This is a genomic window from Microbacterium sp. AZCO, assembly GCF_039614715.1.
GTDB lineage: Bacteria > Actinomycetota > Actinomycetes > Actinomycetales > Microbacteriaceae > Microbacterium.
Map to the genome: position 1 here is coordinate 2,115,916 of NZ_CP154857.1, position 13,683 is coordinate 2,129,598.

A 13,683-nucleotide genomic window follows, 5' to 3' on the forward strand; every position below is an offset into this window, starting at 1 on the left:
CGTCGCCGACAGCGGTGCGAACCATTTGCACAAGCACGTTGAAGGCCGCATCGCACCGAAGACGCCAGCATCACTATTGAGCCCGCGCGGTGGCAACGCCGTTACTTACTCGGACGAACCGTCATGCTGCATCGCACGCGGCGAGACGACGCTTGTCGCCGATCCTCGTCGCCCGATGGGCGGATACTGTGCAGGTATGACAGTGGTCGTACTGGATGCCAACGCAATGCCGCACGGTCACTTCAACGAAAAGACATTGCGCCAACTGTGGAGCATCATCGGACGCGGCAGCGCGATCATCGTCCCCGAGGTTGTGGTGTGGGAGTGGGCGGAGCACGCCTTTCGCGCCCAGGTCACCCTGAATCTCACTGTCGAGCAGCATCGCGTGGATCCAAAGGTCATGCCGGGGGCAACTGTCTCCGCGCCGCCCCCAATCTCCGAGGTCGTCACAATCATCCAGTCGATACTCGTCGAATCCGGGGTGGAGATCTGGACCCCATCCCCCGAGCATTGGCGGGACGCCGTGCGGCAGCAAGTACTTCAAGTTGGCACCGGAGAGATGAAGAAGGAAGTCAAGACTGGCGCCGCGGACGGCGTGGTGTTGGCGTGTGCCAGCGAGTTCGCATATCGATCCGAACCGCCAGTCGTACTACTCTCGTCCGACTCGCGATTGCGGGGCCAAGCCACCAAAGCAATCGAGGACTTGCTGGTTGCAAACGGTACTCGGGACGTATTGAAGCAGTTAAACAGCTTCGAGCCCGCGCCCGAGGACCTCGAAGTTCGTGCTTCCGAAGTCCTACCTGGGTTGCTCAACGAGAGAATCGCAGAAGGTGAACCTGCGTTGGCCTTCGACGAGTTCGGAGTCGACCTCCATGGGATTGGCGGCCGCGCCGGGTCGGACTTTGGGATCCAGCCGGAGCGAATCGACTTCCGTAGGGTTGATCTGGTCGAGTTTCACCATTTCGAGATCGCCTCAGCAGGAAATGCAAGATTTGGGCTGGGCGAGATGCGGATGTTCGGAGAATTTGAACTAGCGTTCCTGGAGCGTCGTGAAACGTCTTCGGGGGATTTCGAAATCGTGGGTGATGTAGTAGGTCCCTTCGCGGGGGGATACGTGGACGTCACGGTTGCTATCCGCTGGGATATCAGCTGGCAGTTCGAGGACATTAATGCCACGGGCGTCGCGATCGCGGTCCTCGATGATGGTCCTGACTACGACGAGGAGGGCGACGAGGTACCGCCCTTCCGGGCTGTCGTCGGTGGGGAGTGACTCACGCGTCCGCGTGCGAGCCAGATGATTCCCGATCGACAAGCCTGGCTGGCATGACCTAGCCATGCGACAGTCCAAGCAAGCTAGCGACGCGCGTCGGAGCAAGGTCGCCGCATCCCGATAGGGTCCCGTCATGAGGCTTGTGAGAGTGCAGATCACTGGGTACGGCCGCCTGCGTCATTCGACCTTCTCCACTGAGCGGAAGCTGACCGCGATCCTGGGGCCGAATGAGGCGGGCAAATCCACCATTTTGCACGCCCTCCTCGCGCTGAATGACGATCTCCCAATTCCCTCGGCCGTGCGGAATAGATCCACGGTGGTCGCCGATGAAGATGTCGTGCTCGAGGCTGAGTACCTGCTGGACGACGCCGATACGGAACGCTTCGCTGACCGACCCTGGACCCGTCGTCCAGGCAGAATGCTCCTCAGGAAGCGTGCCGGTGGCGCTCGTGAGTTCGAGTTCGACGTGCTACCGACATACAAGCCAGAGGTCTGGACGACGGTAAAGGGCGCACTAAACACCTTCAACTCGATAGTGAGCGACGCTCTCGCGGTGTCGGATCAGTTGCCGGAGGAAGACAATCAGCGCCGTGTCGAGATATCTGACCAATACGAACGATTGGAGGCCGAGGTCGCTGCAAAGACTCTCACCATAACCCCTGACGATTTGTCGGCGTTGCGCGCACAGATCGCGGAACAGCTCAGGTCCACACTGGCGAGCCCAGATCTCTTTGATCCGGTGGTCCTGGCGACCCAGCTCGTGGCAGCCGAGCCTGATCCCGCGGCTCTGATGGCGGAGCACCTGCAGGAGCGACGACCCAGATTCGAGCTATTCGATGACCATGATCGGCGCCTCGAAGCGGAGTACCTTCTTCAGGACCTCGACAGCTCAGTGCCGAAGGCCCTCCAGAATCTGCTCTCTTTGGCGGGGACAACGCTTGTCGACATCTTGCCCGACTCCTCTCGCCGAACAGCGGTTGCCACCGCTCAGGACGAGGCCACCGACACTCTCGAGCATGTATTCGAGAACGCATGGACTCAGCACCCCATAGCTGTGAAGCTCGGATTCGAGCCAGATCGAATCACCATCTTGGTTCGTGATCGTGGCCCGGGCGGAAAGACGATCTCGTTCGATGAACGCAGTGACGGCCTCCGCACTTTCGTCGCGTTGACTGCATTTCTCGCAACACGGGGAGGCGCAGTCCCCCCAATCCTTCTGCTCGATGAAGCTGAGACGCGGTTGCACTGGGACGCACAGGCGGACCTGATCTCCGTCCTGCAGACGTCGTCTGAAGTCGGCCAGATTATCTATACAACGCACTCACCGGGCTGCCTGCCGCCCGATCTCGGAACGGGGGTGATCTTTGTTCAACCGGACGTCGCCGACTCGAACACGAGCCAAGTTCGGAGAGATTTCTGGACCGTTGAGGCCGCCAGTGCATTCGGCGCGAGTCCAATCTTGTTCCTGATGGGAGCCAGCGCCGCCGCCTTCTCGCGAGTTCGCCGGGCGATTGTCGCGGAGGGACCGAGCGACATGATTCTCTTGCCGACGTTGTTCCGAGCCGCAACGAAGTTGGAGGAGCTGGACTTTCAGATCGTTCCCGGCATCTCGACGACTTCGAAGGAGCGCCTTGGAGGGCTGGACGACTATGGAGTACAGGTCGCATATCTCGTGGATGGCGATTTGCAGGGTGCTGAGTGGACAAAGCAACTGGTCGCGGCCGGGGTGGATAAGGACCGCATTAAGTCGCTCCCAGCCGGGATGGCGGCGGAGGACCTACTCGACCGCGAGTACTACATTCAGATCTTCCTCGGGCTCGCTGGGCGACCCGAAACCACCGCGGACTTGGCACTCGGGCCCGGTCCTCTCAAGCCGCAGCTGGAGGAGCTTTGCGCTAACAAGTGGGGGATCGCCTACCCGTCCGCAGTCGATGTCGCCGAGCGCATCCTTGGAGACCTCGACGCACGATCGGCGGGGGAGCCCGACCATCGGCGGGTACGGCTCGCGAAGGGCGCAGGGCCAGCCTTGCGAGCTCTCCACGAGGAATTCGTTCGCCTCCTCGACGGGTCCCCGTCCGCAGGGAGGTGAGCAGGTCAAGTGCGGCCCGTTTCTCAGTTGTGCTCCTCGGGGCCGGCGGACGAGATGTTCACCCCATAAATCCTCACGCGCCATTGTGACTGACTCGGCACGTCGACCGGCACTTCTTCGTCATCCCGAGCACATGCCCGCAGGTAGCGCGCCAACTTACGGCCTACAGTCCCAACCCGCGCCCCGCCCGCGGCGGACTGACCGCCGGCCCCGTCCACATCGCCGCGTCACGATTCCGCGCCGCGCGTCGCGCCTCTGCCTCCGCGGCGCGCACCGCATCCTGCATCGTCAGCTCCGGCGTGCCGCGCTGCATCGACTCGGCAACCCGCTCCTGTGCCGCGGCATCGGTCCGCGCCACGACGATCGCGACGTTGTGGAGCCGTCCACGCGTGAGCCCGACGTAGAGCCCGGCGGCATCCACATCCGGCCCGACGACTGACGCGTCAGCGGTGTCGCCCTGTACGCCGTGCGCGGTCGACGCGTACGCGAGCTGCACATGCTCGCGCGCATAGTCGAGAGACACCACCCGCGCCTCGCCGCTGTCACCGACGGAGACGAGCGAGATGAACTCGTCGTAGATGCCACGCACGACCCACTGCGCACGGTTCTCGACGCCGGTGCGCCGGTCGTTGCGGCGGGTCTGCACGGTGTCGCCGACGAGGATGCGCTGCTCCCCCATCCCCCACGCGACGACGCCGGCGTCGAGATCGCCTTGATCGACGCGGCGCTGCTGAATGGCGTCGTTGATGGCATCCGCCTCGGCGTTCGTCCCGGACACGAGCGTCACCCGCTTTCCGCGTGCGTGCCAGTCGAAGTAGGCATCGATCATCCGCTCGCGCGCCGCATCGTGGTGATCGACCCGCTCGAGGTGGCCGCGTTCCGCCAACTCGCCGGCAACAGCCAGCGCATGGTCACGATCGCCCGCATCGCGCAGCCGCAACGTGAGCGCCGCGTACTCGGGATCGCGGAAGCGGTGCACGGTATCGAGCTCGACGGCTGCCTTGGCGTGCCTAATCGCGGATGCCATCGCCCCGGCATGCCCGACCGGCAACGCCTGATACGGGTCGCCGACGAACGCGAGACCCACCCGGTGCTCGAGCGCCAGTTCCGTGAGGACGTTCGCGGTCTGCAGATCGACCATGCCGGCTTCATCCACGACGATCCGGTCGTGCGCACGCAGCACCCAATGCGCAGGACCGTCATACCGGCCGCCCATCATGGGGTCAGCATCGCCCTGAGCGAGCCGCGTCCACACTTTCGCGCCGGCTGCATCATTGCTCCACCGGTAGCCATGATCGGCAAGGAGGGCATGGATGCTGGCCGCGGCGGTCCCGATCTCCTGAGCGGCCACCGACGCTGCCTTGCGGGTCGGGGCGACCACCAGCATCCGTCGCCGCTGCGCCGTGAGAGCGTGAAACGCGACGCGTAGCATCGTGGTCTTTCCTGTGCCGGCCGGCCCCGTCACCGTCACGAGCCCATCGGTTCCGGCGATGGCGCACGCTGCAACGTGCTGCGAAGCATCCAGACCCGAAACGACCTCCCCCGATGCGAGCCGTCGCAACTCGCCGGGCAGAAGCGAGCGTCCGGGCGCGGCGAGTGCATCCAGGAGACCGGCGAGGCGCATCTTCGCGCGCACCGTCTCAGTCGCCATGAACGCCTTGACGTGCGGAGGAGCGCCTGCTGCAAGCAACCGCACGACGGACTTCGCAGCCCGCGTGCTGATCTCTGCAATGACCTCATCGAGCTGCTCGGGCGGTGCAACGACGCCCGTGCGCGAGAGTGCGCGTGTTGCACCGGCGCGGATGTCGAAGCGGCTGAACCGTCCTCCGGATGACGTCGACCGCTCGTCCGCGTCGACGAGCGCCATGGCCGCGAGCAGATCGAGATCGAGCGCGTCGAGGTCCGTTGCGTCGACGCCGGTGGGCGCTCGCTCGCCGACGAGGCTCGGATCGATCGCCGCGATCTCGTCGCGGACGCGCGCCTCCCACGACATCTCGTCCAGATCGGCCGGCTTGTTCGGGCGCGACACCGCCCACGCGCGCCGGTCGATCTGATGCAGCACCTCGACGCTGGGCGCCGCTCCCCCGTGCGCCGCCGACCACTCCGCGATCAGTCGCGCGCGGTTGGTCTCGATCTGCGCCGACCGGCGCGAGAGCGGACGAACGGCGCCCGCGAGCTCCGCGATCTCCCCCACGGCATCGAGCGTGTATCCGTGGCGCGCGAGCGCGGCGATCCATGCGGGATCGGTGCGGGCTGCAAGCTCACCCTCGGCGTTGATAACGGTGTGCAGCTTCATCGCGACGCGTGAGTCGACGTTCGACCACTTGCCGTCCGCGCCGAGCACCTTGATGTTCAGCCACAGGTGGCGGTGGATGTGGGGGTCGAGCGCACGAGAGCGGCGATGTTGCAGCTCGACGACCTCGGTGCGGGTGATCTGCTCGCGGATAAGCCCGCCGTGCCCACGCCGCGCATTGAGCTCCGTCTGCCACGTGAGCAGGATGCGATCACGCAGACGATCCTGGAGCGCTTCGAACTCGACAGCGAGTTCGGGATGCAGCAGCGCGGCGATGCTGAACGACTTCGGGTGGTTGAGCGTCCCGTCGAGCAGCAGGTCGGCGTCGGGGCTCAACCGCTGATGGCCGCGCCCCTCCCCCGTGATCGGATCATGCCCGGTGAGCCAGACCCGAAGACCCCCGGCGGTGAGCTCGTCGGAGGTGATGACGCCGTTGTCGACGATGAACCGAGAGACGGTCGAATCGGATGCTGCGCCGTACGCCTCGAGCGCTTCGGCCCCCGTCGGGTAGGGCATATGGGCGTCGCATGTGCCCTCGAGCGCGTAGGAGATCGCCTGTCGAACGCCGTGGGATTCGACGCCGCGTTTCCATCGCTCGAGACCTCCGCGCATGCCGCCAGGGTACGAGCGTTTTTCCCGGTTATCCAGGTATTTTTCTGATTTGAAGGTAGGTGTAGCGAGGTGGTTCTAAACGGCGTCGCTCACCCATGGTGCCTGCGTGCATTGCTCTGGTACTTGTTTCTCCGTGAGCCAGTAGCTCTGTATCGAGTCGTCGCGGTCGTTCTGCTGCTGGGCGGCTCGACTAGGTCGTTCGCTCTGCGTTCGTAGTCGTTCTGCCTGGCTTGACCGAAGCGTTCTGGGTGGAGTCTCTCGTGGGCCAATTCGACGCCTCGCCGCCTAGGATCCACGCGGGCGCTCCTGCGGGAAACGCCACTCGATTCACGTGGCAAGTCGGGTGGCGGCACTGAGTGTTCGGCCACGCCGTTGCTCGGTCGTCTGCGCCAGGGGCAGGGAGAGGGCGCCCGGGCTTAAGCCCAGGACGCCCTCACTGCGGCTCGCCGCACAGTCGCGACCTAAACCCAGTCCTCGATACCCGTCGCACGGGCGAGGGTGTCGAAGGCGGGCATCATGAGCAGGACCGATCGCGCGACCGCCTGCCTTGCAGCTGCCGCCTGTTCGGGGTCTGCGGGCTTCTTGCTCTTCTCCTGCCGCGCCTTGAGGTCCTCATGCAGCAGCAGCAGCCCCAGGCCGGTGCCGACAGCGTAGCGGTCCGACGCCTCCTGCGCACCGGTATCCGTGAGCTCCTTGGCGCGCATCTGGATGTAGCCCTTGTACGGCGAGTACGTGCTGTTGAGCACGATCGTCGGGATGCGCTGCTGGCCGAGCTTAGCCAGCTCCTTGTACTCCTCCCGTTCGGACGCGAGTGTTGCGGCCTCGATCTCGTCCACGCCTCCGGGAACAGAGTTGTTCCAGCCGTTGCCGTACTCCTCGGGTGTCTGCCAGAGCACCGCCACTTGACCACCCTCACCGGCGCCGCTACTGCCGCGGCCGTTGCCGCCGCCAGACCTCCCAGGCATCTCGTCGACGACTACGAGAGCGGTCGTGTAGGACATCGTCGGTCCGATGCCTCCGGACGCCCGGTGCCAGCCGTCAAGCGAGGCCGTCAGGGTGAACTCACCCTCGGTGGCCCCCTCGGGCACCTGCAGTTGCACACGGACGTAGCCGTCGCGAAGCCGGCCGACCACGATGTGCTTCACGGGCTTGATGTCCGGATGGTCAGTCGTGAACGACAGCGCGCCGCGCCCACTGTCGAGAAAGTCGTCGACGGCGTTCAGCATGTACTCGAGATAGCGCACCTTGCCGTCCTCCACGATGAGCTTGTCCGGCCCCTCAAGGGTGGTCGGGTCGGGGTAGGTCTCGACCTTCTTGCGGACCCGCGGGCCGCCGGCGCCGGTCGCCCCGCCGCCCGCGGATCCGCCGGATCCGCCGAGATTGAAACCCTTGACTTTGAGCGCCGTAGCGATGCGCCGGCCAACGTCGAGCGCGGAGCGTCCCCCGCTCGCGGACGAGATCGCCTCCCGGACCAACTGGTTGTTGAGCTCGCGGAGCTTGTGCCAGTTATCCAGGAAGTCCGCCACCTGGTCCTCGAGTTGAAGCGCCGCCTCGTTCGACAGCAACTGCGACCGGTCCGGCGTGAACAGCGCCGTCCTGTGCTCGATCGGCAGGTCGTCGGTCTCCACGACCACGAAGATCCGCTCGTGAAGCTTGTTCAGCGAGGTACGCAGGCGGAAATCCGCCGGAGTCCAGTGGTGGTGGACCTGGCCGTTGGACGTGAAGACGAGCGCATGGCCCTTGGCGATAAACCGGCGGCGAGTCCCCTTGTCCCCCGTCGGAAAGACGTAGTACCTCACCGGCAGCTTGTAGCTCACGCCACCGAAGGTGTAAAGCATCTCCTCGTCGTCCTCGAGTCGCTCGGGGCTAGGGTTGTCGGCGAGCCGTCTGCTGAGGCCGCGAAGGTACTCGTTCTTCCCCCGCGTAATCTCGTTCGTGAAGCGAACGGGCATGATGGGCGACAACAGGCGCGTGTTGAGCACCATGTCGAACGAGCGCTCGTCACCAGACCGGGCACGGTGGAAACCCTCGACGCCGTAGGACACCAGCGCCAGATGGGTGCCGGGCTCGAACTGAGGGTAGGCGCTGGCGGGCGCCGACCACGGCTGCGCCGCCGGATTCGTCTCCCAGTCGGTCGTGACGAGGTAGGAGGCCGTCTGGCCCTTTCCGTGGGCGTCCCACAGCACAACCGCCACCGCGATGCGGTCGTCGGTCGGCTCCATTTCGGGCGCGCGTCGCGTCACCAGCACTACGGCCTTTGCATTCCGATAGGTGCTCGCGCCACCGATGCCGAACGCACCTTGGTGCCACCTCGTGTCGATCTTGTGGCTCGAACCGAGAGCGAAGATAGTTCCAGGAATGGCCCCCGGCTCCATCCCACAGCCTCGGTCCCTGTAGACGATCGTCAACCGCTTGGAAGAGCGCGTCGGGCTATCAGACTCCCGGAAGGCGACGGTGACCATGTCAGCTCGCTGCTGGTAATTCATGCCGCTAAGGAGGTCCTCGGCAGCCTCGGCAGGCGTCTGGTACGGGACTTTGGTGAGATCACCCCACTTGGCTGCTGCGAGCCTCTCCAGCACCCCGTCCTGCTCGTTGGTGACGGGCTCCAGAGCCTTGTATTCGTACGAGCCGCTCGAGGCCATAAGCCCGTAGTTGTTGTACCGGTCGCCGATGGGGCGCACGTAGCGCGCTCCGACAGCGCTCTCAATGAGCGTCGCGACCGCGACTGCGTCGTCGTACGTCGTTGCATTGATCGCCGACTCGATGATCTTCGTCTCGATGCTTGCGATGGTGATGCTGGTGTTGGTCATTTTGAGTATTCCTTAGCTGGTTGCCGTGATTGGGGACGATTCGTGCCGGAGTTGCCGGCCGACATCCGTTAGCCAGTAGCGGCCCTCGATCAGGCGAGGCTCGACGAGCCCCCACTCTCGGGCGCGAGCCACGTATCCCTGCGCTACGGAGCTGGCCGTCGCCGGACTCCATTCGGGATGCGGCTCCCGGAAACGATTCACGAGCGCCACGCGGTCTGGTCCATCCGCGGCGGCGGCGAGCAAATGGTCGAACCCCCAGCGATCTCCGGGCGCGTGTTCGGCCAGGTAGGTCATGAACCGCTCCATGAGCGCGGGGTCGTGGGGCAGGTCCAACGACAGCCCGTCCAGTTCTTGGAGCAGGCGCCAGCCCGCCGTTGTGAGCCCGGTGGCCAGGCCGTTATCGGACGAGACCTGCACAGCCTGCCAAGCGAAGAGCGGCCCGGACGCCGGGATTCTGTCACCCACACGACGCGCGAGCGTTCCGATTGCGAAGTTCTGAAAGCCTCGCTCAGCAGACGGTTGCTTCGTGGAGTTCGTCGGGAACAGCACCGTGAGCTTCCGGCCGGGATTGCCTCGCTCGAGCGCATGGAGCTGAGCGCCGTAGTACCAGGCGGCCTTCGTGATGCGCCCGAGGTAGTCCTCAAAGGTGATGGGACCGTCGGGCGTGTACCGTGCGAGCCGGTGCAGGGCCCACATAGAGACATAGTCGCGGTTATGCAATCCGAGGAGCGGCCCGTTCGACACCGACGCCTCGCCTCTGTCCAGAATGAACGGGCGCGCGCCGGGCGCGGTAAGGGCAGTCGCGGTCAGGTCGTCCAGAGCCAGCTCCTCGCGTTCCCAGGCGGGGAGGTTCGCGAAAAGGCTGCGCGCATCGGGGAAACCAGCGGATTGTCCAGGGTGGTTCTTGGAAACCTCCGAGTCTGCGAGCAGCTGCGGTCCGGGAGAACTGCGCTCCGGAGGAGCCTCGGGATAGTCCAGTTCGTCGAGCAGGTTCTCAACCGCCTCACGCATCAACTCCGCGCGAGTGCGAAAACCGCCGCGCTCGGTGACGATCGTCTCGTCCATCCGTCTTATCAGAGAGATCGGGAACGGCACCTTGACGATGCGTTCACTATCTGAATCCCTTGTGGTCATAAGGCAACGATACATCAACTCTATCGGCTCCGCAGGTGCTTCTAGCCGAATATATTCGCCTTATGTCCACATCGCCGCGATAGGTCAGGTGCGTCCGGGATGGTGCTCTTCTTCATCGCCGGCACCATCCCGCGCGCATGATCGTTGGCCCGCTTGGAGTCGCGCCTGACACCGTCGGTGCAGCGATGTTGGAGCAGGGGTTCTCGCCCGGGGATCAGCGTCTGGGGCAACGCGCCCGCATGCACGTCGCCGACAGGTTCGAATGCAGTCTCCGAAGTGCCGGTCGACCCACCGACGCCAGTTATGCACACCACCCGCTCACGCAGATTTCGACGAGGTTCGCCGCGGAGTTCGCGATCCGCAGCGAGCGCCCGGCCAGCAAGCATGACCGGTCATCATGTCAGGGGGACTGACGGGCACACGGCTACGGCGATCGCGACGGCTACAAGAGCGGGATTAGCCGCGCAGGTCTTGCGCCCAGAAGCGGGGGTCCAGCCAGCCGCGATGGTGGCCGGGGCGGTCGCGGCGTCTCGCTCAGGTTGTGGTGTTGCTTTGCAGGCCAGAGCTCGCGGTTCCTCACCGGGAACGCAGCCTTTCCAGGCGCCACCGTCGAACGATCGAATATCCTTTTAGCTGTTACGAGCGCCGCAACCCCGGCTGGCCGCGGGTCGCTCAAGTGGCTGGTCCTTGCTCCAGGAACGATCGATGAGGCGGCTACTGCGGTGACGGGCTGGTACTAGAGTCTCGAAATGGAAGAGCAGCGGTCGTCGCGGGCGTCGTGGGCAAGCTCAGAGCGTGTCTCGAAATCGATGCGCTCCAACCGCGGTCGCGACACCAGTCCTGAGCTTGCGCTGCGTCGGGTGCTGCATGCGGCGGGTTACAGGTATAGGGTCGACTACCCGCCAGGCCCGGATCGGCGACGACGCGCAGACATCGTCTTCACACGGCTTCGCATCGTGGTCTTCGTCGACGGTTGCTTCTGGCACTCATGCCCGGTCCATGGAACCGTGCCCAAGACCAACGTCGACTACTGGGTGCCGAAGCTGGAGCGGAACCGGCTTCGCGACGCGGAGACAAGCCGGGCCCTGGAAACCGACGGCTGGGCGGTCATACGTATCTGGGAGCACGAATCGGTCGCTGCCGCCTCCGCACTCGTTATGGGCGCAGTGAACGAGAAACGAAGGTCGCTCGATGAGGCCGACCCGCGATAGTCGTTGCGCGCGCCCCGTGCGATAGCGTCTCGATAGTGAGGAAGACGGTCGCGTTGCCGGGCAGTGTGTGCTTGCCGGATGAGCGGCGCGGGCGCACCTCCACTCCCCACGTGATTCATGACGTAGACGACGATATTGAACTCGAGAAGGTGTGGTCATGGCTGGTCGCCCGCCCCTTGCCTGTTCAGCTCACGCGGGCAGTCGACGATGCCGTGAAGTACGTTCTCGATGGAGCTCGGACAGGTCGCTTCGATCTGCTGAGTCCTGAGGTCGATTCCGACGAGCGAGCCTCGGTAGGCACCAAGCTTCAGTACCGCGTGCTGAATGAGCTGGGTCTCTACAAGGAGCCCCCGCTCGACACCCGAATCCTCGAGATTCCTGTCGAGCTCAAGGCCACGATCCGGTCGAACTGGATGATCCCGACGGAGGGCCAATGTGAGATCAGCGTCCTCATCCAGGTGGATGTCGCGAGGCGACGTCATCGAGCGTTCCTGATGCGGGTCCACCGGGTGTGGCTGAACGACGGTGCCAACAAGGACGGAAAGCGTGGCATCGCAGCGGATGCGATGGCGCAGTTCTCACTCCCCCTGATCGATTGGACGCCGCTTCCCCCGGAGCCATTGATCCAGCTCACCGCAGCACAGCTCGCTGTCGTCTTCGCGCCAAGAGTTGGTCAGACCTCTCGCCTGGTTTCGCTCTTCGGGTTCCTGCCAGACACGGTGATTCCTCGGTCGTCGATCGAGACGGTCTGCTTCGGGAATAAGGACCCGATGCGCCGCGCGAGACAGGCGAAGGATGCGGTTCTCGCCGCGTCGGGCCTGGAGGTACTTGTCGGAACGTGGCGCGCTGATCGGCTGCGCGCGAAGGAGCTCGGGTTCGATCTGGGTGACGATGCCTGGGTCGCCGTAAGTCCCACGACGGCACCACGCCGAGTCGACGTGACGCCGGCCCAGCTTGAGATCGAGTGGGATTCCAAAACGCCTGGCCGGGGCTAAGCGACCGCCAGTTCGAGCTCCTGCTCGTCGGTGATTTGATCCGCGATGAGATGCGGCTTGATCTGCTGCGCGATCGCGCGGGCCAGGCCAGAGGGCACCGCATTGCCGATCTGTCGGGCGATCTGAATCTTCGTGCCGACCCATCGGTAGTCGATCGGGAAGTCCTGGATCAATGAGGCCTCGAAGTGGCTGATCACGCGATCCACTGAGCGGACCGGGTCGCTGCGATACTGGCCGTATTCCTCCACCCAGTCGCCGGGCTCCCATTGGGGGTGAAGGTACTGGCCCTTCTCCGGCTTGAAGAACTCGGTCCGGATCGTCACCGATGGTGCGTCCCAACGGAGACGGCCCATCACGTCTGTGGTTCCTGTGGGCTTGTTCGCCCAGCAGTTAGGCAGCAGGGCCTGCGGAAGGTCGAATCGTCCTCCGCCAGGCGGAATGAAGCTGTATCGATCGAGACTCTTGCTGGTCGGTGTCCGTCGGATGTGAAGGTCAAGCCCGCGGAAGATGCCCGGCATGGTCTCCCCGAAGAACACGGACCTGCTGTCGGGAAGTTCCGTCGTGGAGGGGTGCGGCGGGATGGCGGAGATAACGTCACGAACGGTCCGCCAGGGGAGCAGGCCCGATCCTTCGACGGGCTCCTTCGCGTGCGTTGGTTCGGGTAGGTCGATTCGACCGATCCGCGATCCGATGACGATAGTTCTCTTCCGGCGTTGCGCCACGCCGTAGTCCGCTGCGTTGAGGACGGCGTGCTGGAGTTCGTACTCGGCCAGAGCGCCATCATCCGTCTCGGCCAACAACATGGCGAACTCCGGCGACTTGGCGAATCTGTCTACGTTCTCGATGACGAAGACTTTGGGGCGTGAGCGCTTCACGAACCGCATGTACTCGCGCCAGAGCTGATTTCTCGGGTCGTTGATGTCCTTGAGCCCGAGGTTCGAGAATCCCTGGCATGGTGGACCACCGATGATGATGTCTGCCTCGGGGATGGCATCGTCCGGCACACCGGCGATGTCTCCCGCGATCACATGCTCCTCACCGAAGTTGGCCGCGTACGTGGCGGCTGCTGCGCGGTCCCATTCGACCGCAAGCACTGAGCGGAAGCCCTCGGCGGCGAACCCTACTGTCATGCCTCCGCAACCGGCGAACAGGTCGATCATGCGAGGCTCGTAGGTCATGCATAAATCGTACGCATGCCCTACGACAATCAGCCCGCTCGACATGAATCGTTGAACCAAGAGAGCCGCGGATCTTCGCGATATTCGGGCC

8 protein-coding genes are annotated in these 13,683 nt (G+C 64.4%); 4 read left to right on the forward strand and 4 right to left on the reverse strand.

What is annotated here, in order from left to right; translation table 11 throughout:
- Nucleotides 1–196 precede the first annotated feature (196 nt).
- Together AAIB33_RS09880 and AAIB33_RS09885 are read left to right on the forward strand one after the other, a co-directional pair.
- Complete coding sequence (locus AAIB33_RS09880) at nucleotides 197–1,270, forward strand: hypothetical protein (protein WP_345799798.1); 1,074 nt, start codon at nucleotides 197–199, stop codon at nucleotides 1,268–1,270.
- A 133-nt stretch (nucleotides 1,271–1,403) separates the two neighbouring features.
- Nucleotides 1,404–3,359 (forward strand): AAA family ATPase, encoded by a 1,956-nt coding sequence (locus AAIB33_RS09885; RefSeq protein WP_345799799.1) that lies wholly within the window; start codon nucleotides 1,404–1,406, stop codon nucleotides 3,357–3,359.
- A gap of 163 nt (nucleotides 3,360–3,522) precedes the next feature.
- Here AAIB33_RS09885 and AAIB33_RS09890 read toward each other — a convergent pair whose 3' ends face one another.
- The 3 genes from AAIB33_RS09890 to AAIB33_RS09900 all read right to left on the reverse strand — a co-directional run bounded on the left by AAIB33_RS09890 (nucleotide 3,523) and on the right by AAIB33_RS09900 (nucleotide 10,208).
- The gene (locus tag AAIB33_RS09890) at nucleotides 3,523–6,264 is read right to left on the reverse strand and encodes an AAA family ATPase (protein ID WP_345799800.1); all 2,742 of its coding nucleotides are present in this window, start codon (nucleotides 6,262–6,264) and stop codon (nucleotides 3,523–3,525) included.
- A gap of 461 nt (nucleotides 6,265–6,725) precedes the next feature.
- Nucleotides 6,726–9,074, reverse strand: a complete 2,349-nt coding sequence (locus AAIB33_RS09895) for a hypothetical protein (protein ID WP_345799801.1) — start codon at nucleotides 9,072–9,074, stop codon at nucleotides 6,726–6,728.
- Nucleotides 9,075–9,086: 12 nt separating this feature from the next.
- On the reverse strand, nucleotides 9,087–10,208 hold the full coding sequence (locus AAIB33_RS09900) for a ribbon-helix-helix domain-containing protein (RefSeq protein WP_345799802.1): 1,122 nt from the start codon (nucleotides 10,206–10,208) through the stop codon (nucleotides 9,087–9,089).
- A 749-nt stretch (nucleotides 10,209–10,957) separates the two neighbouring features.
- Here AAIB33_RS09900 and AAIB33_RS09905 point away from each other — a divergent pair.
- Together AAIB33_RS09905 and AAIB33_RS09910 are read left to right on the forward strand one after the other, a co-directional pair.
- A complete protein-coding gene (locus tag AAIB33_RS09905) occupies nucleotides 10,958–11,419 on the forward strand; it encodes a very short patch repair endonuclease (RefSeq protein ID WP_345799803.1) in 462 nt (153 codons plus the stop codon).
- A 35-nt stretch (nucleotides 11,420–11,454) separates the two neighbouring features.
- Nucleotides 11,455–12,414 carry a NaeI family type II restriction endonuclease gene (locus AAIB33_RS09910; protein WP_345799804.1) on the forward strand — a complete coding sequence of 320 codons (960 nt, stop codon included), beginning with the start codon at nucleotides 11,455–11,457 and terminating at the stop codon, nucleotides 12,412–12,414.
- On the opposite strand, the gene AAIB33_RS09915 is transcribed toward AAIB33_RS09910, so the two are convergent.
- Nucleotides 12,411–13,592: a DNA cytosine methyltransferase gene (locus tag AAIB33_RS09915; protein ID WP_345799805.1), complete on the reverse strand. Its 1,182-nt coding sequence runs from the start codon at nucleotides 13,590–13,592 to the stop codon at nucleotides 12,411–12,413. The two genes, AAIB33_RS09910 and AAIB33_RS09915, sit on opposite strands and share 4 nt — an antisense overlap.
- Between the last annotated feature and the right edge of the window lie 91 nt (nucleotides 13,593–13,683).